Source organism: Lysinibacillus sp. NPDC097287 (genome assembly GCF_044761695.1).
GTDB lineage: Bacteria > Bacillota > Bacilli > Bacillales_A > Planococcaceae > Lysinibacillus.
Window position 1 is genome coordinate 129,459 of sequence record NZ_JBIWCX010000009.1, and the last position, 21,039, is coordinate 150,497.

Genomic DNA, 21,039 nt, shown 5'->3' on the forward strand with positions numbered 1-21,039 from the left:
CATGACACAATCAAATGCAAAAAAGAAACGACTGCATCTTAAGCGAACGAGAGGTATGGATGTTGAAAAAGAACGCCAATCCTCCCCTTTCAGTACGCATGAACGTGTAACAAAAACTAAAAAAGAGAGTATTGAACAAAATTTCACAAAATACAAAAAACACAACCACTTTGATGATTAAAATAGTGGTTGTGTTTTTTTAATTAAAGTTTATGAATATCATGAAGTGTATATAGCAGAGTATCTAATCCCGATCTAATTTATTCACTCAGATATTATATCCAAACTAATGATTATGTAAGGACCTTGTAGATGCATTATCAGCTTGTGTAAGCTACTTGGTGAAAACTTAGTAATCAATGGACGAGGAAGCTATTCTACAGGCTCTAAAAGCGTTTTAAAGAGGATCAACAACATCTTACAGAATTTTCATTACAAGTCATCCACTACTCTAGTCAAATTCACGTAGGAAATTTTTTTTTACTATACCATTAACAACCCAGCACGTAGACTTTTAATAATCTACATGCTAGATGAAGAAGCACTAAGTACCTTATCGATATAGTTGTCATTAAGTTTATAGGTAACAGGTCGTTGACGGATTTTAGTTGCGATTCCCATTGACTCAAATGCATTTAAATAGGTGTTTACTTTATAACGAGAAAGTGATGTGGCTTCTATTAATTCAGAGTTAGTTAAATGATGATATGTCCCTGCAAAAACGGACACTTCAAGTAAGGTTGCTAGTAGCCGCTTCTGGTCATGATCTGCCCAGTCTAACTGAAGGAGATGCGTATTAATTTTTTGGAGTTTAGCTAACCCTAACTCTAAATCCTCGATTACGTGTTTTTGACCATCACGTAGTAATTCCAGCAAACTATGCATATAAAATGTCCCCTCTCCTTTATTAAGAGGATGAGAGAGTTCCTCTAACGCTTTATAATACTTTTGTTTATCTTGATTGATAGTATAAGAAAGTGTAATCGCTGTGAACTTATCCAGTTTACGAGCTACATAACTACATACGAGTAATCTCCCTGTTCGACCGTTGCCATCATAAAACGGATGAATGTACTCATAATAGTAATGAGCAAGCATGAATTTATACAAATCTGGTATTTGAGAATGTTCCAGGAACTCGACTAGTTCTTGAAGATGCCATTTTATTTGCTCTTCAGGAAATACCCCGATATGTGTTGCTTTATGACCATCCGTAATGCTCACTGAATCTTTTCGAAATAGCTCACCGTCGGGTTGCGATGCTGAGTCAACTTCCTCTGCTACAATCTCATCATAAAGCTTACGAAAGTCTGTTATAGTTTCGAAAGGTTTAATGTCATCTAAATATTGATAAGTCTTCATTAGTCCAATAAAGCGTTTATCCTTTGGCAGGTTTTTCTCCTTAACACTCTGTAAAACCTGAGTTAACTCCATTTTTGTACTACGAACGCCCTCAATTTCATTTGTACTTTGCAGTTCGTTGATGAGTAGCTTATCAAAATAAGGCTGTACAGCTACAGCAGGCATTTGTTGAACCATTGATCGTATTTGAAAACTACTTATAAATATTTCTTCGTGAAGATCCATTAACTTATGCGTATTAACAATAAATAGTTCCAAGGGTTGTCCTATATGCTGTCCTTTTTGCACAGGACGAATTTTTAATCCTGTTTGATATGTTCCGTATCCATTGAATCTTTTTTCATATTCCTGTTTATACAAACCTTCACTTTTATAAAATAGCTTCGATAATTTTTCATAAGTCATTAACCTACACCACCTTAATGATAAAATACGCTGTTTTTGATTTTAATTATATCTTAAATTATCTCTTAATGTAAAAAAACAGGGTTTTTTTAATTAAGGAATGTTAATTACCGACCTTATTAAAAAAACTAGCCACTTTTAATATATGCGATAATACTTCAATCTAGACTTGGCTTCTATCAAATATACTACATAACCTTTTTAGTATAAAAAAAGCCCTGTCCTCGAAAGGAACATGGGCTTAATTGATTATTTTTCTTTTTTCTCTTTTAATACATGTGAAATTGCACCGTCAGAGGCTACGTCGACTTTGAAGGAGCCGTTTGAATGGCGGTCGGCACGTGTTAGTGCTTTAACGTCTAAAACCTCTTGTACGCCCTTCTCCGTCTCTACAATCAATTGCTCATCATCATCTGCTTTTACTACATCAATAATACGATGTGGATTTGCCTTCAGTTCAGTAAGTACTTTTAAACCTCGTTTTGCACGATTTGTAGCATCTACCTCAGCTACATTCATTTTCTTAACAGCTCCACGTTGCGTCACGATGACAACATACTCTGTTTCATTCGGACTTAGAATATTGACGCCAACTAATGCTTCCCCGTCTTTTAACGTTATACCTTTTACCCCACCGGTTTTAACACCTGTGACAGGTAATTCATCAATTGGGAAGCGAATCGCATAAGCAGTATCCGTCGTTAATAACAGTTCCGCTTCATCCGTGACGAAATCTGCGATAATCATTTCATCACCGGCTTTGACATTCATCGTCTTAATAGGCTTAGAATAACGTGTCACAGCATAGTCTGATAATAGCGAACGTTTAATTTGACCATCTTTTGTCGCTGTTAGAATGTATTTATTTGGTTGGTCAAATGTTTCGAAGCCATATACGTTAATGATTGACTCGTCTTCTCCTGTTGGCACGATACTTGAAATATGTTGACCAAGATCTTTCCAACGAATATCAGGCAGTTCATGTACTGGCTGGTAAATATAATTTCCTCGGTTTGTAAAGAGTAGTAAATGGTGCTGCGTATTTAAGTTACCCTCATACAATAAGTAATCCGATTCTTTCATCGCAATATCTTTCCCATTTGAAGCAGCATGTGAACGTGTAGACGTTCGTTTAATATAACCGTCTTTCGTTACAGTCACCACTACTTCTTCACTCGGTACAAGCACATCTAATGTAATTTTTATTTCTTCAATTTCACGTTCAATTTTAGAACGACGAGGTTGTATAAAGCGTTTTTTAATGTCTAGTAGTTCTTGTTTAATGACACGAATTAGCTTTGCCTCACTATTTAAAATGCTTTCAAGTTTTGTGATGAGTGCATTGAGTTCATCTTGTTCATGGCGAAGCTCTGTAATATCGGTATTTGTTAAACGATATAATTGCAAGCTAACAATCGCTTCTGACTGAACTTCCGTAAACTGAAATTTCTCTTGTAAATTTGTTTTTGCATCACGTTTATCATTAGATGAACGGATTGTTGCGATAACTTCATCTAAAATCGACAATGCTTTTATAAGTCCCTCTACAATATGTGAGCGGTCTTTCGCCTTTTGCAAATCATAGATAGAACGATTAGTGACAATTTCCTTTTGGTGAGCAATATAGGCATCTAAAAGCAACGGTAAAGTCATCATTGTTGGTCGACGATTATGGATGGCAATCATATTAAAATTGTAGGCAACTTGCAAATCTGTCGTTTTAAATAAGTAGTTTAAAATACCTTGACCTGGAATATCCTTTTTTAGCTCAATTACAACACGTAAGCCTGTACGGTCCGATTCATCACGAATTTCGGCAATACCATCAAGACGTTTGTCGACACGCTGTTCGTCAATCTTTTTCACGAGATTCGCTTTATTGACGTCATAAGGCAACTCTGTGATGACAATTTGCTCTTTCCCGCCTTTTAGCGGTTCAATATTTGCTAGTGCACGTACGATAATTTTGCCTCGGCCTGTTTCATACGCTTTCTTAATACCATCTACTCCTTGAATAATCCCACCTGTAGGAAAATCAGGACCTTTGATAACCGTCATTAGGTCATCAACAGTCGCTGATGGGTTCTCTAAGCGCATTAAGACAGCATCAAGAACTTCATCAAGTGCATGGGGCGGAATATCTGTCGCATACCCTGCTGAGATCCCTGTAGAACCATTAACAAGTAGATTCGGGAAGCGCGATGGTAAAACAGTTGGCTCCATATCCTGATCATCAAAGTTTGGTACAAATTCAACTGTGTTTTTACCGATATCACGAAGCATCTCAGAAGCAATCGCTGAAAGCCTTGCTTCTGTATAACGCATTGCTGCAGGAGGATCCCCATCGACAGAACCGTTATTACCGTGCATTTCAATGAGCATATGACGGGCTTTCCAATCTTGACTCATACGTACCATTGCTTCATAAACTGAACTATCACCATGCGGATGGTAGTTACCGATTACGTTCCCGACTGTTTTTGCAGATTTACGGAAAGGTTTTTCATTGGTATTCCCCTCTGTAAACATGGCAAATAAAATGCGGCGCTGTACTGGTTTAAGACCGTCGCGTGCATCAGGCAACGCGCGGTCTTGAATAATATATTTACTATAGCGACCAAAACGGTCACCCATTACTTCTTCTAAAGGCAAATCTTGATACTTTTCCGTACTAGTCATGCTTGGTCCTCCTCTTGTTGGATGAATTCGTTATCTAGAATATTTGAATCATCCTCCATACCGAAGTTTACATTTGCTTCGATCCATTTGCGGCGCGGCTCTACTTTGTCACCCATTAACGTTGTAACACGTCGTTCAGCACGAGCACCGTCCTCAATTGTTACACGAATCAATGTACGCGTTTCAGGATTCATCGTTGTATCCCATAATTGATCGGCGTTCATCTCACCAAGTCCTTTATAACGCTGAAGGATATAGCCCTTCCCTATTTTTTTAATAGCTGATTGCAAATCATTTTCTGTCCAAGCATATTCAATAACTTCTTTTTTACCTGCACCCTTAGAAACCTTATAAAGCGGTGGTAATGCAATAAATATTTTTCCAGCCTCAATTAGAGGGCGCATATAACGATAAAAGAACGTTAATAGCAAGACTTGAATATGTGCACCATCTGTATCGGCATCGGTCATGATGACAACTTTATCGTAAGCTGCATCTTCTACAGAGAAGTCAGTCCCAACACCTGCACCAATTGCATGAATGATTGTTGAGATTTCTTCATTCTTCATAATGTCCTGTAGCTTCGCCTTTTCAGTATTAATAACTTTTCCGCGTAGAGGTAAGATTGCTTGGAACGTACGATCACGGCCTTGCTTTGCTGAACCTCCTGCAGAATCACCTTCGACTAAGTATAGTTCATTTCTAGCTGCATTACGGGACTGTGCTGGCGTTAACTTCCCTGAAAGAAGTGTACTTGCCTTTTTGTTTTTCTTCCCGTTGCGGGCATCTTCACGTGCTTTACGAGCCGCTTCACGAACTTGCTGCGCACGAATTGCCTTACGAACAAGTGAAGCTGATAGCTCAGCATTCTCCTCAAGCACATATAAAATTTGCTCAGATACAACAGAATCGACAGCTGAACGCGCTTCACTAGTACCTAGCTTGCTTTTCGTTTGCCCTTCAAATTGCAATAAATGCTCAGGAATACGAACTGAAATGACAGCTGCTAAGCCCTCTCGTATATCTGAACCTTCGAGGTTTTTGTCTTTTTCTTTTAATAAGCCGATTTTACGCGCATATTCATTAAATACACGTGTTAATGCAGCTTTCGTACCTGTTTCATGTGTACCACCATCACGTGTACGCACATTATTAACGAATGATAAAATAGTTTCTGAATAGCCATCATTATACTGGAAGGCAAATTCAACTTCGATTTCATCTTGTGTTCCTTCAATGTATTTCACGGGATGAAGTATATCTTTTTCCTCATTCAAATACGCAACGAAAGCTTCTATGCCGTTTTCATAATAGAAAACATCCCCTTTGCCTTCCTCGCGTTCATCGATTAATTCAATTTTTAAACCTTTCAGTAAAAAAGCTGACTCGCGTAAACGTTCTGCAAGCGTATCATAGTTGAATTTTGTTACAGAGAATATCGTGTCATCTGGTAAGAAATGTACAAGTGTCCCTGTTTGCTTCGTATTACCGATTTCTTCAAGTGTTGTTGCAGGATTACCGCCATTTTCAAAACGTTGTTTATATTTTTTTCCATCACGATGAATCGTTACTTCTAAAAATGTCGACAAGGCGTTCACAACAGATGAACCTACACCGTGCAAACCACCACTCGTTTTATAACCGCCTTGTCCAAATTTTCCACCTGCATGTAACACTGTGAAAATTATTTCTGGTGTCGGCTTGCCCATTTTGTGCATACCAGTAGGCATACCTCGTCCGAAATCTCGAACGCTTAGACTTTGATCTTGATGTATAGTGACAATGATATGAGAACCAAAGCCAGCAAGTGCTTCATCTACCGCATTATCTACGATTTCATATACAAGGTGATGAAGCCCTCGACCATCTGTGGAACCAATATACATGCCGGGTCGCTTTCGCACTGCTTCTAATCCTTCTAAAACTTGAATCGCGTCATCATTATAGACGCTAGGTGACTGTTTATTCGCCAAAAGATTCCCCTCCAAAAACAAACGCATGTTCTGATAACGTTCTCATCCTAATAATAATAGCATTCCCTGTCAATAGCCAGTACCAGGCGCAAATAAATTTATAATATTATTCCTTGACTTAGAAAATATAAAGATAGACTTCTATTCTACCAAAGGAAAGTAATATTGACAAAATTCCCTTTTAGCCTATATTTTAAAGAAAGCTTTTATCTTATTGTTAATGAATTCCCGATTGGCTTGGAAATCTCCTTCATGCCATTGTGAATTGTAAAGAAAAAGTGTAAAATGTTCATCACAAAGTATTAGTACCAAGTGATAATTTTTGTATGAATTGAAAGGAGCTTATCAATGATAAATAGTTTTATTATTTTATGTGCTTATCTAATCGGCTCTATACCTTCTGGGTTATGGATTGGCAAAATCTTTTACAAAATGGATATACGAGAACATGGGAGCGGTAACTTAGGTGCTACAAATACTTTTCGTGTTTTAGGAAAAAAAGCAGGTCTGATCGTAACGATTATGGACGTTTTAAAAGGAACAGCTGCTGTATTATTAGCATCATTACCTATATTTACTGAGACAACGATCCATCCACTGATTCTTGGGGTTATAGCGGTAGTCGGTCATGTGTTTCCTGTATTTGCAAGTTTCCGTGGCGGTAAAGCAGTTGCTACATCTGCCGGTGTGGTACTCGGCTATTCTTGGCCATTTTTTATCGTATTATTCTTTACATTCTTCCTCACATTGAAAATTACGAAAATTGTTAGTTTAACATCAATCGTTGCCTCTGGGTTGGCACTTATTTATTCAATCGTATATTATTTTGTTACAGGTGATTTTGCATTATTAATCTTAGTGGCGTGTTTATTTAGTTTTATTGTTTACCGCCATCGTGCAAATATCTCTCGTATTAAAAATGGTACTGAACCGAAAGTGAAATGGATTTAAGGTAAGGATGGATCATAACATGAAAATTACACTAACTGATGCGGCTCTTGAATGGTTTAAACATGAAATGGAAGTAGAAAAAGGTGATAACATTCGCTTCTATGCTAGATATGGTGGTTCAAGTCCTTTCCACGAAGGATTTTCCCTTGGTATGACACGTGAGGAACCAATCGAAATTGGTGTTCAAACGGTTATCGACGGGATTACGTACTACATTGACGAAAAAGACTTATGGTTTTTTAATAAGCATAGTCTCCATGTGGATGTCGATGATACGATTGATGAACTAAAGTACGATTATACAAAATAACAAAAAGAGATTGTCTCAGGCTTTTGAGACAATCTCTTTTTGTTTACTACCGTTATTTTTTTGTTTATCTCGATATAAAGTTGTATATCCTCTAATTAGCCCTATGAATAGATGGAGGAGGATTATTAAGTGAGCAGTTCAACAAATAACAATCATGACCCCTCTCAAACACCAGCAAATTCATCGAAGGATTTACTTAATCCTTCTCTTTCAAATAATATTCAAACGATTAAACAAACAGTTGATAATAGCAACGATATTATAATTCGTGAGGTTACTATCGGAAAATCTGAAAAACATCTTATTGCAATTATTTATACAGATGGATTAGCTGATCAAACAGCTATTACAGATTTTATAATGGAATCTCTTATGTTGGAATTAGACGAATCTCTTGCAAACAAAACCAAAGCAATCAACCAATATTTAAAAGATACTTGTTTAACAGTTGGTGATGTGAAGGATATTGAAGATTTCACAGGGGTATTTAGTGCCATTATGAATGGAGAAACTGTCATCTTGCTAGATGGCGCATCAAAAGGTATTTCTGCAAGTACTAAAAGTTCAAAGGATCGAGCTATCACTGAACCTACTACAGAATCTGTCATTAGAGGTCCAAGAGAGTCTTTTACTGAAACACTTCGTACTAACACCGCCTTAATTCGTCGTAAGATTAAAAACCCAAATCTTTGGATAAAATCTAGGGTTATTGGGAAAGTAACGCAAACGGATATTGCAGTTATGTACATTAATGGCATCGCAAACGAAAAAATTGTAAATGAGGTTCTTGAACGTTTAGACAGTATAGACATTGATGGCATTCTGGAAAGTGGATATATTGAAGCATTAATACAAGATTCCAAATATACAATTTTCCCAACAATTTATAATTCTGAACGTCCCGATGTCATTGCAGCTGAATTATTAGAAGGGAAAATTGCTATTCTCGTGGATGGTACACCTTTTGTTCTTATTGTCCCTGCCCTACTAACATCTTTTCTACAATCTTCAGAGGACTATTACCAAAACTTCATTATTAGTTCCCTTATACGTCTATTAAGATTTTTCGGTATAACCATTTCTTTGATTGTCCCTTCCCTATATGTTTCAATTACGACTTTTCACCAAGAAATGTTGCCCACAGCTATGTTGATTAGTCTTGCTTCCCAACGAGAAGGAGTCCCTTTTCCAGCTGTTGTTGAAGCACTAATAATGGAGGTTGCATTTGAAATTTTAAGAGAAGCTGGTCTTCGAATGCCAAGAACGATAGGTCCTGCAATTTCAATTGTCGGGACATTGGTTATTGGGCAAGCAGCTGTAGAGGCTGGTATTGTATCGTCAGTAATGGTAATCATCGTTTCATTAACGGCCATTTGTAGTTTTCTTTTCCCTGCTTACGGCCTGTCGAACACGATTCGTGTCCTACGTTTCCCTTTAATGATATTAGCAGCAGGCTTTGGTTTATTTGGAGTGATGATTGGTGTGATGGCGTTAATCCTGCATCTATGCAGTTTGCGCTCTTTTGGAGTCCCTTATATGAGTCCTTTTGCACCAATAATTCCCGATGATCAAAAGGATGCCATACTATTATTTCCACGTGGGTCTTTATTAACGCGACCTCGCTTAGTTAATCAGATTAACAAGATTAGAAGTCAGAAGTCATTAAATAAAAATAATCATTGAATATAGAGGTATCCGATATGAAAAAGGTATTAACCATTATCCTACTAACTACGCTTACCCTTGTATTGAGTGCTTGTTGGAGTAAACGTGAGTTAAATGAGCTTGCTATAGCTGTGGCACTTGGTGTGGATAAAGTGGACGATGAATATGAGATATCTGTGCAAGTAGTAGATCCTAGTGAAATTTCTTCAAAGCAAGCTACGAGTGGTCGTGCACCAGTCATTACCTACCATGCTCAAGGGAAAACAGTGTTTGAAGCAATAAGGAAAGTAACGACATCTTCTCCAAGAAAACCATACTTTTCACATCTTCAAATTATTGTAATCGGTGAGGAATTAGCTTCTGAAGGGATTAGTCCAATAATAGACTTTTTAGCGAGGGACCATGAAATTAGAAACGATTTTAATGTCATAATGGCAAATAAAACGACTGCCAAAGCAGTTTTAAATGTTTTAACCTCAATAGAAAAAATACCTGCACAAAAGATGGCTAATTCTATCAAAAATTCAGAGAAATATTGGGGATCTACAAGGTCTGTCAATATTGATGAAATAATAACTGCACTCAGAAATGATGGAAATAGTCCAGTTTTGTCAGTCATCGAGGTAATTGGCGATCAAAAAATAGGCATTGATATGGCCAATGTTGAAAGAATTGACACCCCAGTATTTTTGGAATTTACAGGACTAGCAGTTTTTCAGCAAGATAGATTAATGGGTGTTTTAAGCGAGGAAGAAAGTAAAAGCTTCAATATTTTGAATGATAACATCAATAACACAATTGAAGTGATTTCTTGTCCGAATGAAGGAGAGCTATCAACTGAAATCATAAATTCCAAAACTAAAATAAAAGGCAAAATACAGAACGGTACACCAAAAATTAATGTCAGTATTGATATTGATCAAAATGTTTCAGAAGTTAATTGCACTATCAACTTAGCGGAGAATGAAACAATTCCTATGATAAACGAAAAAACAAGTAAATTAATTAAGGGTGAAGTAGAAAAAGTACTTCATACGATGCAACAAAAATATCAAGTGGATAACTTAGGGTTTAATGAGGTACTGCATCGAGAAAACCCTAAAGAGTGGAAAAAAATAAAAGATGACTGGTCAACGTTATTTCCTGAGTTAGAAGTTATCGTGGAAGTCAATGTTAGCACGCGTGGATTAGGCACGATGCAAAACGCACTATCGCGAAAGTTAAAGGAGTAATATGAAATGTTTAGTACATTGGGAATATTAACCGTTACAGCGTTAATTATTTACTTCGAAAAGCCAAAGTTATTGAAAAGTGGTGAAAGGAAAACAATTTGGATGTTCTTGATATTATTAATTATTGGAGCAGCCTTGAATATAGGAGTGGCTTTAAATCTCAATATTCCTAACCCATTGGATTTGATTACCTCTATTTTTAATCCTTTTGCAGATTTGTTGAAAACATTATTAAAGGATTAATATTCGTTCTGTCCATTGAAATATATTAAGTAAATGAGGAAAAGTTATGGAAAAACAAGTTATAAGTGCACGTCAATTTACAATAATTACTTTGCTCTGTTCCATAGGTACAACTATTTTAATAATACCATCAAGCATCGCACAAGTAGTTAAACAGGATGCTTGGATAGTAGCTATTATGGGTGTTGCTGTAAGCTTATTGCTCGTAAAGTTATATATTTCAGTCGGAAATACAACACCCAGCTTATCTTTAGTGGAGGCAAACGAAAAAATATTAGGGAAATTTATTGGTAAAGTCGTATCTATTGCGTTTACACTATTTACTTTTCTGGCTGCAGGAGAATTACTTTATTACATCGGGAATTTTATGCAAACCGAAGTCATGCCAGAGACACCAACAGTTGCATTTGCACTTTTGTTTATGTTAATCATTATGTTTGCTACTTATTTGGGTTTAGAAGTCTTTGCACGATCCGCAGAAATACTATTTCCAATATTTTTATTCATATTTGTCATGTTCGTTCTTTTCATTACTCCAAATATCGAGATTAAAAATATACAACCTCTCTTTGAAGCAACGCCAGGGTCATTCATATACGGTATTTTACTTTTTGTTAGTACTTTTGCTTTCCCGCTTGTTGTCTTGTTAATGATCTTTCCTTCGACCGTCAATGTGAAAAAGGCGGCTCAAAAAGGATTTTACATAGGCACCTTAGTAGGCGGCTTGTTTTTAATCATATTGATTTCTTTGTCTATTTTAGTCCTAGGGTCAACGAATACATCCTTACGAACTTTTCCAAGTTATACATTAGCTCAACGAATTTCAATCGGGAATTTTTTGCAGCGTATTGAGATTATTATGACGTTTATGTGGATTACTACAATCTATATTAGATCGTTCATCTATTTTTACGCAGCAGTAAAGGGGTTGGGACAACTACTTAATACAAAAGATCATCGACCACTCATATTACCCCTAGGGATGATTACAGTCGCACTATCTCAAATTGTTCATCCAAACATCGTACATTCAGAAATTTTCATTAAGGAAATTTGGTTACCATATGCCTCAATATTCGCTGTTTTCCTACCGCTTCTATTATTAATCGTTGCAAAAATACGTAAGATTTCAGACAAAGAAAAAAACATAAAACCAAGCCCTTTAGATAAGGGTAATGAAGAACATTCACAAAGACAAACAGAGTAACCCCCCCTTTGGTGAACAAAGGAGGGGTTTTTTCTAGATATGATATTCGATTTCTTCGACAAAATCCCATTCATATGGTGTTTCTTGGTATACATAATAGTTTAACCAATTTGAGAATAGTAAATGTGTATGAGCACGCCATGTATTAATTGGCTCTTTTGCTGGATCATCGTTAGGGAAATAGTTAACAGGTACATCTATATCAAGTCCCTTAGCAACGTCACGGCTATACTCGTCTGCAAGTGTTGTCGCATCGTACTCTAGATGGCCAGTAATCATAATATTTTTATTATCCTTTGATTGGACAATAAAGACGCCTGCATCCTCAGAATATGATAATAAACGTAAATCAGGATGAGCGCGTACATCATCAATGGAAACTGAAGTATAGCGAGAATGTGGCGCAGTAAATGCGTCGCTAAACCCACGAACTAAATCAACCGTCAAGTCTGTAATAACATGTGAATAGACGCCTGAGCATTTTTCAGGCAGTTCAAATTTCCCGATACCGTAATGGTGGTAAAGAGCAGCCTGCGCCCCCCAACAAATATGTAGAACAGATGTCACGTTTTTCGCTGACCAGTCCATAATTTCAGCGATTTCGTCCCAGTAATTGACGTCCTCAAACTCCATTTTTTCAACAGGTGCACCGGTAATAATCATACCGTCAAAGCGGCGATGACGTATTTCATTAAATGTTGAGTAAAATAACTGTAAATGTGATTTACTAACATTTTTAGACTCATGTGTTGCTGTATTTAAAAACGTAATATTTACTTGAAGCGGCGTATTCCCCAGTAAACGTAGTAATTGCAACTCAGTTTTTTCTTTTTCAGGCATTAAGTTGAAAATCAAAATATTTAACGGACGAATTTGTTGTGTCCTCGCACGGTCCTCTTCCATTACGAAGATTTTTTCCTCACGTAAATGTTCTCCAGCTGGTAAGTTTTTCGGAATATTAATCGGCATCTTGCATTCCCCATTTCATCAATTTCTCTTTATATAAATTAAAAAACCCCCTCATTCCATGTGAGATAGAATGAGAGGGTTTTAATCACGATCACTCTTATCTCTCAAAGGAAAAAATCCTTTGCTGGAAGTAGCACCTTTCTAACTAAGTTAGAGGTTGCTGAAGCGTCAACAGGCCAAATCCCTCGACTTCTCTTGATAAGACTATTTAATTAAGCTGAATTGTACCATGGATAATACAGAATTTCAATAAAACATAGAATATTTTGTTTTTTGTAAGTTAGAGGAGTTAAGTATGGATCTTTTACATTAGTTCTTTTCGATAAATAGTAGTCATTATTATTTTATTCATCAATAGATTAGAATAGCCTACCCTTAAAAACAGTTTTAAAAATTTTACACACGCAAGTTTTTATGTTATTAATATGTCATAATTCAGTTCGTAATAGCCACGGCGCTTGAATTATGTTAGGATATACTTTATGTAATAGAGAGGAACGTGAATATCTTGATTAAAATCGAACTACCAAAACCAGACTTAGTTATTCGTCAACGTGAACAAGTATTAAAACCAGGAGATGTAGAAATCACACCTTATCATGGTTTTATCGACTTCCATAAAATCACACGTGAAAAAGGCGGTATTTTCTTTTTCTACAATGAAAAAAACGAATTATTATTTGTAGGTAAAGCACGTAAAATTCGTCAACGTATTAAAAAGCACTTTGAAGATAACGTGTCACCGATGCAAAAGCACCGTGCCGAGATTTTCAAAATTGAAGTATATGAAATTGACGACCCAATGGAACGTGAAATTTATGAAACATATGCGATTAACACATTCCGTGCAAAATACAATACAGATAAAGTGTTTTTTGAATAAGAGATAAAAAAGAGACCAGCTCCCCGTTGAGTTGGTCTCTTCTTTATTTAGATGAGTGGCTCGTCCGCACGATAAGATTCATCAACAATGAGTATCGGCTTAATTGTAGAGCCGTTATTTGAATCAGCAGAAGCTTCATTAATTTGCTCAAATTTATAAAACTTTACGAGCTTTTCAAATGGGAATTGCCCACTTTGGTGGTATTGAATTAATTGTGGAATCGCAATTTGTGGTACAGTATCACCCATTAGTACACCAATAAGCTTACGGTTTGCAAATACTAAATCAGTAAGTGTACTAATTTCAATACTATTAGGTGTGACAGCTACGGGTGCACATATACCACCTACACCAAGTACGTCAATTGCTGCCTTCATTACTGCCGCAACACCTGTTGTATCAATGGAATAATTAACGCCTTGTCCCCCAGTAATTTCAAGCATACGCTCCCCTAAATTCTCGGTCTTGCTATTAATTGTATGCGTTGCACCAAGTTCCTTAGCAAGTTCTAGACGTGAGTCATGAATATCTATGGCGATAATGGTCTTACAGCCTTCAATTTTTGCTGTCATTAATGCCCCTAAGCCAACTGCCCCAGTGCCAAATAAGGCAATGGACGAACCAAATTTCGGCTGTAAACCATTCACAACGGTACCACAGCCTGTTAAAAACCCACATCCTAATGGCCCAATATAGCGTAAATCTGCAGCATCATCAACTTTAATTAAATTATGCTCATGTACTAATGTGTGTGTTGCAAATGAAGACTGACTGAAGAAATTTGAAACTGGCGTACCATCTTCTTTGAAAAAAGTATGTGTGCCATCTTCACGTGTACCAAACATATTTAACTTGGCCCAGCTATCACAAGAGGCTGGTCTACCAGAACGGCAATTTGTACAATGACCACAATATTTATAGGACATGACAACTTGATCGCCAGCTTTAAAATGTTTGACAGCGCTTCCAACTTGTTCAACAATTCCAGCGCCTTCATGTCCAAGTACTGCTGGTAACGGAAATGCTGCGTCACCGACACGTAATGCTTCATCTGAATGACAAATACCTGTCGCAACTACTTTTATAAGCACTTCATCGGGTTGCATTTCTGCTAACGATAACTTTTCAAATTTGTATTCTTCATTTATACCATTTACAACAGCTGCTAATACTTTCATCAATAACCCCCCCATATTTTTTCAAGATTTCTTCAATGTATGAATTCGTCTATTCATATATACTAAATAGATGTTCATGTAAAAATATTCTTCCTTAAGAAACATTTCTGAGGTTTATTTAATAGAAATCAAGTGAGTTTTAACATAAAAAAACACCACAGAAATAACATCTGTGGCATTTTACTTTCTAGATAAATAACTTTTCATCCTTAAATTTATGTGCAGTTAATAAACTAATAATTACAAAGACAATTAGCGAAGTGACAATTGGAATGGTTACAGTGTGCATGCCAAATACGGATGGATAAAAACGGTCAATGACAATATAAAGCGTCATACCCGTAATCATCGAAGCAATTGCCCCGTATTTGTTTGCCTTTTTCCAGTATAGACCGAGCACCACTGACCAAATAAATACTGCCTCTAACCCACCAAATGCAAATAAGTTCAGCCATACAAGCAAATCTGGTGGATTTAGCGCAAAAAGGACAACCGCTAAGCCAATTACAGTTGTGACAATAAAGCTTGCACGCTTAATTTCTGAATCACTTGCAGTTGGTTTTACGTAGTTTAAATAAATATCCTTCACGACAGTTGAACTTACTAGCATAAGTAGTGCGTTGACCGTAGACATAGTTGCTGCCATAGGAGCAGCTAAGACAATCCCAGCTAAAAATGGTGGTAGCACCTTGAGTGTCAGTAGTGGCATAACTTTATCACCAATCTCAATTCCTGGCATGACAGGGCGAGCTAATACCCCGATAAGATGCATCCCTAACATAATGGTACCGATGGCAATTGTACCGATTAGTATCGCTAAATGCATACTTTTCGAATCTTTATAGCTCATCGCACGTACAGCAATTTGGGGTAACCCAACTACCCCAATCCCGATTAAAATCCAAAACGTTGATACATATAATGGCGTTAACTCACCCTCTGCACCAAATGGTGAAATAAGTTTAGGATTTTCAGCTACAAGAGACGCCATAATATTGTCAATACCGCCTCCAGCTACAATTGTTCCAATGAGCAAGATGACAGTACCAATGACCATAATCGTCCCTTGTACCATATCTGTTAATGCCACAGCACGGAAACCACCAATTATCACATACACTAACACTGAAATGGCAAAGATAAATAGTGCTGCGGTATAGTTCAAGCCTGTGAGTGATTCGATTAAACGAGCGCCGCCAACCCACTGAGCCATCATTGCCGAGAATAAGAATATAATAATACTTATTGCCGACAGTATCACGATGACATGACTTTTATAGCGTTCACGTAAAAAGTCAATTAACGTAATTGCTTGATAGCGTCTTGCAATAATGGCAAACTTTTTCCCTAAAATCATCAGTACAAAATAACCTGCAGGTAACTGCGCCATCGCAAGTAATACCCATCCAAGGCCTTTATTGTAAGCAACACCAGGTCCTCCGATAAAGCTACTCGCACTACCATACGTTGCTATCATCGTCATCGCAAGGATAAAGCCACCCATTTCACGTCCACCAAGGAAATATTCCTGTAAAAACGAATTAGAAGAACGTACATGTTTATTTGCCCAAATCCCTATACCAAAAATAATGACTAAGAATAAAAATAGCGGAATAATAACTTGTCCATGCATTACTCATCCACCTCCTCGTCATCAAAGGGCACCTCTGTGAAAAATAGCTTCATGACAATCCAAACCAGGAAAATCATAAAAACGGTACCAGCAATGCAGCTATAGAAAAACCAAGCCGGGAAGCCAAATACATATTTATATTCTGTCGGATCACCTGAGCCCAAACCGTATGCAAAGCCGTACCAAATGGCAAAGTTGACAATAACGAGTCCAATGCCAATAAGCGCCTCTTTATGCGCAATTTTAAAACGTTGATCTTTCAAAGTTGAATCCCCCTAACCTACCCTATTTTACCGACCTGCACTCATTATGGGAAGTATTGTGAAGGAATTATCGTAAAAAAATAATAATTGTATATGGTATGCGAGAAAACAAATTATAAACCTAGCGTTTCCTCAATGTTGAGAATCATAAAAAAAGTGTGTCCGATATGATTCACTCGGACACACTCAATATTTAATCTTCTAGTTTTCGGATGAATTCTCGCATTAAACCCGGTAAATCTGGCCATGCATGACCACTTACAAGATTACCATCAGTATGCAGATTAGCATTAATGTAAGTACCTCCTGCTACTTCAACTTCAGGTTTGCAAGCGATATAGGCCGTAAGTTCACGCCCTTGTAGCACCTCTGGAATTGTCGCAAAAATCTGTGCTGCGTGACAAACGGCTGCAACTGGCTTATTCTCATCAAAAAAATGGCGTACAATCGCTGGGACATACTCGTTCAGACGAATATATTCAGGCGCACGACCACCTGGAATAATCAACCCATCAAATTGCGCTGGATCAATGTCTGCAAATGCTGCATGGGCCTCTAACCCATATGCGGGACGCTCGATATATGTATCGACCCCATCTACAAAATCATGTAATACGGTTTGCAATTTCTTCGCTGAAGGTGCTGCAATCGTCACATTATAGCCCGCTTCTAAGCTACGATAATATGGATAATAAATCTCCAACGCCTCTACTGCGTCGCCAGCAATAATTAATACGTTTTTTGCCATCTTCCCATCCCCTTTTCTTTGTGAATCTAGTAGCTTAATTCGACACTTAAGTGAGATTCCCTGCTAAACTTTTTTAATTTTCGCAAAATACGCAGAATCATTTTAATCCGCTCCTTCTATACTTTGAACAGGTATGTGGAGAACTGTTGTAAAAAACAAAAAAGGACCTCTAAAAGGCCCTTTATATTAAAATTTATATACAATTATTACTGCTCTCATTTTATCTTATATTTTCATGCGTAATGCTTGCTTATCGATTTTCCCAACGATTGTTTTTGGTAATTCATCAATGAAAATAATCTTTTTGGGCATTTTGTAGTGTCCTAGATGTGTCTTGCAAAGTGATTCCACTTCTTCTAAAATAGCCTTTGTTTGAAGATTACATGCAATAAAGGCTGTGACAATTTCGCCCCAATAGTCATCCGGTGCGCCAATTACAGCAACCTCTGTTACTAATGGATGGCGTAAAATACATTGTTCCACTTCTTGCGGGTAGACATTTTCACCTCCGCTAATAATCATCTCCTTCCTTCTTCCTACAATATAATAATACCCATCGCTATCCACCTTGGCTAAATCACCAGTTTTCAACCAACCATTTAGGATGGTTTGTTCCGTTTCATATGGATTATTCCAATAAAATCTAAACATATGCTTTCCTTTTATGAATAGCTCGCCGACTTCATTTGGTGTACAAATATTACCAGCTTCGTTAACAATTTGGACTTCATTAAATTGCATACTTTTCCCTACTGCACCCTTTTTTACATAGGCATCCTCACGTGCAATGTAAAAATTATTTGGCCCCGCTTCTGTTAATCCATAACCTTCTTTGAAGTAAAGTCCCTTTTTATAAAAGGCGTCATAAATTGGATGGGGACATGGAGCGGCTCCGGATAAAAATACTTTCACTGTCGGAAACGTGTTTTCTTTAAAGTAATTAGTCGCAATCATTGCCTGATACATTGTAGGCACAAAAAGTGAAATCGTTGTCTTAAAATGGTTAATAGCTGTCAATGCTTTTTCTGCCTCAAATTTATCTCCAATAATCACTGTCCCGCCTGCCATTAATAGTGGGATACACAATGCATTAATGCCCCCTGTATGGAACATAGGCAAATAATTTAACGTGCAATCCTGTTCACTTACTCCCCAGCTAATAATTGTATTTAGAGCATTCCAGTTAATCGAATTAAAGGAAAGTACGACACCTTTTGCTTTTCCAGTCGTTCCTCCAGTATAAATCATTAGCCAAGGATCATTTAAATCCATTGACGTAATCGTAGGGGATGTTATAGCTTCACTACTTAGTTGCAATGGTTGCATTTTATCTAAAGAAATAGGACATGGCATTTCTTGATCGTAAATAAGTAATGAAGGTGTCGCATCAGCAAGGATATGGTTCAATTCCTCGGTACTTATGCGCCAATTTAAAGGAACATAAATAAGTCCTCTAAGCCCACAGGCAAACATCACTGCAAATAAATGAATATTGTTCCTTGCAAAAACGGCTACACGACTACCAACTTGGAGGTTCTCGCGTTCAAAATAATGACTCCACTTTGCTATTTCACCGGCTAAATGTTGATAAGTCCATTGTTCATTTGTTTCGAGGTTGATCAGTGCTATTTTAGTAGGGGTTAAGGTTGCACGTTTCAATATCCAAGCTTGCTCCACATTCATCTTGAACGGCCTCCTTTACTACATCATAATAGCGCCATCCACATGAAGCGTGTGTCCACTGACATAAGAAGCCTCATCTGACGCTAAAAATAAATAAGCATTGGCAATATCTCGCGGTGCACCTAATCGCTGTAATGGAACGACAGAACGCATTTGATCGAGTATCGTTTCTGGCATTTTTTTCACCATTTCTGTTTCAGTAAACCCTGGTGCTACTGCATTGACATTGATGCCTTTACGTCCCAGCTCTTTCGCCCATGTTTTCGTCATACCTACAATAGCCGCTTTTGCCGCCGCATAATTGGTCTGACCGACATTACCATAAATTCCGCTAACCGAAGAAGTATTGATGATTTTACCACCGCCAGCGGCAACCATATGCGGAATGACTTCTTGTGTGCAATGGAAAACGCCACTTAAGTTAACATTTAGAACTTGCTGAAACTGTTCATCCGTCATTTTCGTCAGCATGGCATCTCTCGTTATACCGGCATTATTCACTAAAATGTCTATTTGACCTGCTTGCTCCATCACAGTTGCTACTAAATCTTTTACGCTCTTCCTATCCGCAACATTTACTTTAGCGAAAATTGCTTGACTGCCTAGCTTATTCGCAGCTGTAATACCAGCATCCTCATCAAAATCAGCGATAAACACTATTGCACCTTCTTCTATAAAACGCTCAGCTGCAGCATAACCAATTCCGTTTGCTGCACCTGTAATAATCGCCACTTTATTGTTTAAACGCATAATTTTTTCCTCCTATTTCTAAAAAACTCTCAATTTTTGAAATAAGCTGTGGTAAATCATCAATCAGCGGTGAATGGCCGCAGTTTTCTAAACTTTGAAATTGGACATTTTCACCTAAATCTTCAAGTGTTTCACTATTCATCTGTTCTGTAATGACGTAATCCCGTTCTCCTCTTAACACTAAAGTTGGAATGTTAATATACTGAGCTCCCTTTGTCCCCTTTGCTACTTCATTATCAATCGAACTGATATTGAAGGTATTTAATGCATGATAAACTTCAGCAAGGTTTCGTTGAGTGAACATATCCTCCACATAGTCACCATAATGATTTGCTTCTGGTTGATTATGAGTATAAATAAGTGCATTCCAAACTGCTTTTAAGCCTTCCATGTTATGAGTGTCGTAAAAACCTTGCACTAATTTGGTTTTGGATGAATCAAGTAATACTTCTTCGTAAGTAGTCGCTCGTTTTATGGATTCCTGATTCCCTGTGCCAAGATCGGTATAGAACGGATATCCTCTTGTAGAAGCGGATGCTAGTAAGACGAGCCGACGACAGTAACCAGGGTAATTTGCTACAAACTGCATGCCTACAGCCCCACCTGTTGACCAGCCAATCAAATCAAATTGCGTTAACTTTATCGCATCCACAAAAAGTTTTACATCATCACTAAAATCTTTAATACTAGTAATAGGTTTGTGATAAGATGAACCACCAAAACCACGTAAGTCAATTGCATATATCGTATATTTGGGATCTAATGCCTCAATCAATACATCCCAATGTTTTGAAGAAGTCATATTTCCATGAATTAAAAGTAAATGGTTTGGACCACCGTCACGTTTACGATATGCAATAGATTCCCCATTTGATAGTTGTACCGATAATAACATTGACCTTCCC

The 21,039-nt window shown here is 37.3% G+C and carries 19 protein-coding genes and 1 riboswitch; of the genes, 8 read left to right on the forward strand and 11 right to left on the reverse strand.

The genetic code is table 11. From position 1 onward, the window contains the following. The first annotated feature begins 1 nt into the window (after position 1). The gene (locus ACIQ2D_RS14175; RefSeq protein ID WP_402865058.1) at positions 2-181 is read left to right on the forward strand and encodes a hypothetical protein; all 180 of its coding nucleotides are present in this window, start codon (positions 2-4) and stop codon (positions 179-181) included. Positions 182-522: 341 nt separating this feature from the next. Here ACIQ2D_RS14175 and ACIQ2D_RS14180 read toward each other — a convergent pair whose 3' ends face one another. The 3 genes from ACIQ2D_RS14180 to parE form a co-directional block, all read right to left on the reverse strand. Further along, positions 523-1,767: a Fic family protein gene (locus tag ACIQ2D_RS14180; RefSeq protein WP_402865060.1), complete on the reverse strand. Its 1,245-nt coding sequence runs from the start codon at positions 1,765-1,767 to the stop codon at positions 523-525. Positions 1,768-2,016: 249 nt separating this feature from the next. Further along, positions 2,017-4,446 (reverse strand): DNA topoisomerase IV subunit A, encoded by a 2,430-nt coding sequence (gene parC, locus ACIQ2D_RS14185; protein ID WP_402865062.1) that lies wholly within the window; start codon positions 4,444-4,446, stop codon positions 2,017-2,019. Continuing rightward, positions 4,443-6,419, reverse strand: coding sequence for a DNA topoisomerase IV subunit B (gene parE / locus ACIQ2D_RS14190; protein ID WP_402865064.1), 1,977 nt, complete (start codon positions 6,417-6,419; stop codon positions 4,443-4,445). Before parE ends, parC begins: the two co-directional genes overlap by 4 nt. Positions 6,420-6,767: 348 nt before the next feature. Here parE and plsY point away from each other — a divergent pair, with 348 nt between their 5' ends. From plsY to ACIQ2D_RS14220, 6 genes are all read left to right on the forward strand, one after another. Beyond that, complete coding sequence (gene plsY / locus ACIQ2D_RS14195) at positions 6,768-7,370, forward strand: glycerol-3-phosphate 1-O-acyltransferase PlsY (RefSeq protein WP_402865066.1); 603 nt, start codon at positions 6,768-6,770, stop codon at positions 7,368-7,370. 19 nt (positions 7,371-7,389) lie between these two features. Continuing rightward, positions 7,390-7,680, forward strand: coding sequence for a HesB/YadR/YfhF family protein (locus ACIQ2D_RS14200; RefSeq protein ID WP_402865068.1), 291 nt, complete (start codon positions 7,390-7,392; stop codon positions 7,678-7,680). Positions 7,681-7,809: 129 nt separating this feature from the next. Further along, the gene (locus ACIQ2D_RS14205; protein WP_402865070.1) at positions 7,810-9,363 is read left to right on the forward strand and encodes a spore germination protein; all 1,554 of its coding nucleotides are present in this window, start codon (positions 7,810-7,812) and stop codon (positions 9,361-9,363) included. Positions 9,364-9,380: 17 nt separating this feature from the next. Continuing rightward, positions 9,381-10,577: a Ger(x)C family spore germination protein gene (locus ACIQ2D_RS14210; RefSeq protein ID WP_402865072.1), complete on the forward strand. Its 1,197-nt coding sequence runs from the start codon at positions 9,381-9,383 to the stop codon at positions 10,575-10,577. 6 nt (positions 10,578-10,583) lie between these two features. Beyond that, entirely contained in the window at positions 10,584-10,820 is a 237-nt protein-coding gene (locus ACIQ2D_RS14215; RefSeq protein WP_402865074.1) for a hypothetical protein, read from the forward strand. 46 nt (positions 10,821-10,866) lie between these two features. Continuing rightward, entirely contained in the window at positions 10,867-12,027 is a 1,161-nt protein-coding gene (locus ACIQ2D_RS14220; protein WP_402865076.1) for a GerAB/ArcD/ProY family transporter, read from the forward strand. Between the two features lie 33 nt (positions 12,028-12,060). Here the strand turns inward: ACIQ2D_RS14220 and metA are convergent, their stop codons facing one another. Beyond that, entirely contained in the window at positions 12,061-12,996 is a 936-nt protein-coding gene (gene metA, locus ACIQ2D_RS14225) for a homoserine O-acetyltransferase MetA (protein ID WP_402865078.1), read from the reverse strand. A gap of 94 nt (positions 12,997-13,090) precedes the next feature. After that, positions 13,091-13,201: riboswitch (SAM riboswitch) on the reverse strand. A gap of 303 nt (positions 13,202-13,504) precedes the next feature. On the opposite strand from metA, the gene ACIQ2D_RS14230 reads away from it, so the two are divergent. Next, positions 13,505-13,879, forward strand: a complete 375-nt coding sequence (locus tag ACIQ2D_RS14230) for a nucleotide excision repair endonuclease (protein WP_402865080.1) — start codon at positions 13,505-13,507, stop codon at positions 13,877-13,879. A gap of 47 nt (positions 13,880-13,926) precedes the next feature. Here ACIQ2D_RS14230 and ACIQ2D_RS14235 read toward each other — a convergent pair whose 3' ends face one another. The 7 genes from ACIQ2D_RS14235 to phaZ form a co-directional block, all read right to left on the reverse strand. After that, positions 13,927-15,057, reverse strand: coding sequence for an NAD(P)-dependent alcohol dehydrogenase (locus ACIQ2D_RS14235; RefSeq protein WP_402865082.1), 1,131 nt, complete (start codon positions 15,055-15,057; stop codon positions 13,927-13,929). Positions 15,058-15,244: 187 nt separating this feature from the next. Further along, the gene (gene panF, locus ACIQ2D_RS14240; protein ID WP_402865084.1) at positions 15,245-16,690 is read right to left on the reverse strand and encodes a sodium/pantothenate symporter; all 1,446 of its coding nucleotides are present in this window, start codon (positions 16,688-16,690) and stop codon (positions 15,245-15,247) included. Further along, on the reverse strand, positions 16,690-16,953 hold the full coding sequence (locus ACIQ2D_RS14245) for a YhdT family protein (protein ID WP_402865086.1): 264 nt from the start codon (positions 16,951-16,953) through the stop codon (positions 16,690-16,692). The genes panF and ACIQ2D_RS14245 overlap by 1 nt, the downstream gene beginning before the upstream one ends. Before the next feature lie 193 nt (positions 16,954-17,146). Next, positions 17,147-17,701 (reverse strand): DJ-1/PfpI family protein, encoded by a 555-nt coding sequence (locus tag ACIQ2D_RS14250; protein WP_402865088.1) that lies wholly within the window; start codon positions 17,699-17,701, stop codon positions 17,147-17,149. Positions 17,702-17,926: 225 nt separating this feature from the next. After that, the gene (locus ACIQ2D_RS14255) at positions 17,927-19,384 is read right to left on the reverse strand and encodes an AMP-binding protein (protein ID WP_402865090.1); all 1,458 of its coding nucleotides are present in this window, start codon (positions 19,382-19,384) and stop codon (positions 17,927-17,929) included. Positions 19,385-19,402: 18 nt separating this feature from the next. Beyond that, a complete protein-coding gene (gene fabG / locus ACIQ2D_RS14260) occupies positions 19,403-20,134 on the reverse strand; it encodes a 3-oxoacyl-ACP reductase FabG (protein ID WP_402865092.1) in 732 nt (243 codons plus the stop codon). After that, positions 20,118-21,029, reverse strand: a complete 912-nt coding sequence (gene phaZ / locus ACIQ2D_RS14265; RefSeq protein WP_402865094.1) for an intracellular short-chain-length polyhydroxyalkanoate depolymerase — start codon at positions 21,027-21,029, stop codon at positions 20,118-20,120. Before phaZ ends, fabG begins: the two co-directional genes overlap by 17 nt. Positions 21,030-21,039 lie beyond the last annotated feature (10 nt).

Bases quoted from the DNA above. Each gene is read 5' to 3' on its own strand.
- ACIQ2D_RS14175 (WP_402865058.1), top strand. From the start codon at position 2: ATGACACAATCAAATGCAAAAAAGAAACGACTGCATCTTAAGCGAACG.
- ACIQ2D_RS14180 (WP_402865060.1), bottom strand. From the start codon at position 1,767: ATGACTTATGAAAAATTATCGAAGCTATTTTATAAAAGTGAAGGTTTG.
- parC (WP_402865062.1), bottom strand. From the start codon at position 4,446: ATGACTAGTACGGAAAAGTATCAAGATTTGCCTTTAGAAGAAGTAATG.
- plsY (WP_402865066.1), top strand. From the start codon at position 6,768: ATGATAAATAGTTTTATTATTTTATGTGCTTATCTAATCGGCTCTATA.
- ACIQ2D_RS14200 (WP_402865068.1), top strand. From the start codon at position 7,390: ATGAAAATTACACTAACTGATGCGGCTCTTGAATGGTTTAAACATGAA.
- ACIQ2D_RS14210 (WP_402865072.1), top strand. From the start codon at position 9,381: ATGAAAAAGGTATTAACCATTATCCTACTAACTACGCTTACCCTTGTA.
- ACIQ2D_RS14215 (WP_402865074.1), top strand. From the start codon at position 10,584: ATGTTTAGTACATTGGGAATATTAACCGTTACAGCGTTAATTATTTAC.
- ACIQ2D_RS14220 (WP_402865076.1), top strand. From the start codon at position 10,867: ATGGAAAAACAAGTTATAAGTGCACGTCAATTTACAATAATTACTTTG.
- metA (WP_402865078.1), bottom strand. From the start codon at position 12,996: ATGCCGATTAATATTCCGAAAAACTTACCAGCTGGAGAACATTTACGT.
- ACIQ2D_RS14235 (WP_402865082.1), bottom strand. From the start codon at position 15,057: ATGAAAGTATTAGCAGCTGTTGTAAATGGTATAAATGAAGAATACAAA.
- panF (WP_402865084.1), bottom strand. From the start codon at position 16,690: ATGCATGGACAAGTTATTATTCCGCTATTTTTATTCTTAGTCATTATT.
- ACIQ2D_RS14250 (WP_402865088.1), bottom strand. From the start codon at position 17,701: ATGGCAAAAAACGTATTAATTATTGCTGGCGACGCAGTAGAGGCGTTG.
- ACIQ2D_RS14255 (WP_402865090.1), bottom strand. From the start codon at position 19,384: ATGAATGTGGAGCAAGCTTGGATATTGAAACGTGCAACCTTAACCCCT.
- fabG (WP_402865092.1), bottom strand. From the start codon at position 20,134: ATGCGTTTAAACAATAAAGTGGCGATTATTACAGGTGCAGCAAACGGA.
- phaZ (WP_402865094.1), bottom strand. From the start codon at position 21,029: ATGTTATTATCGGTACAACTATCAAATGGGGAATCTATTGCATATCGT.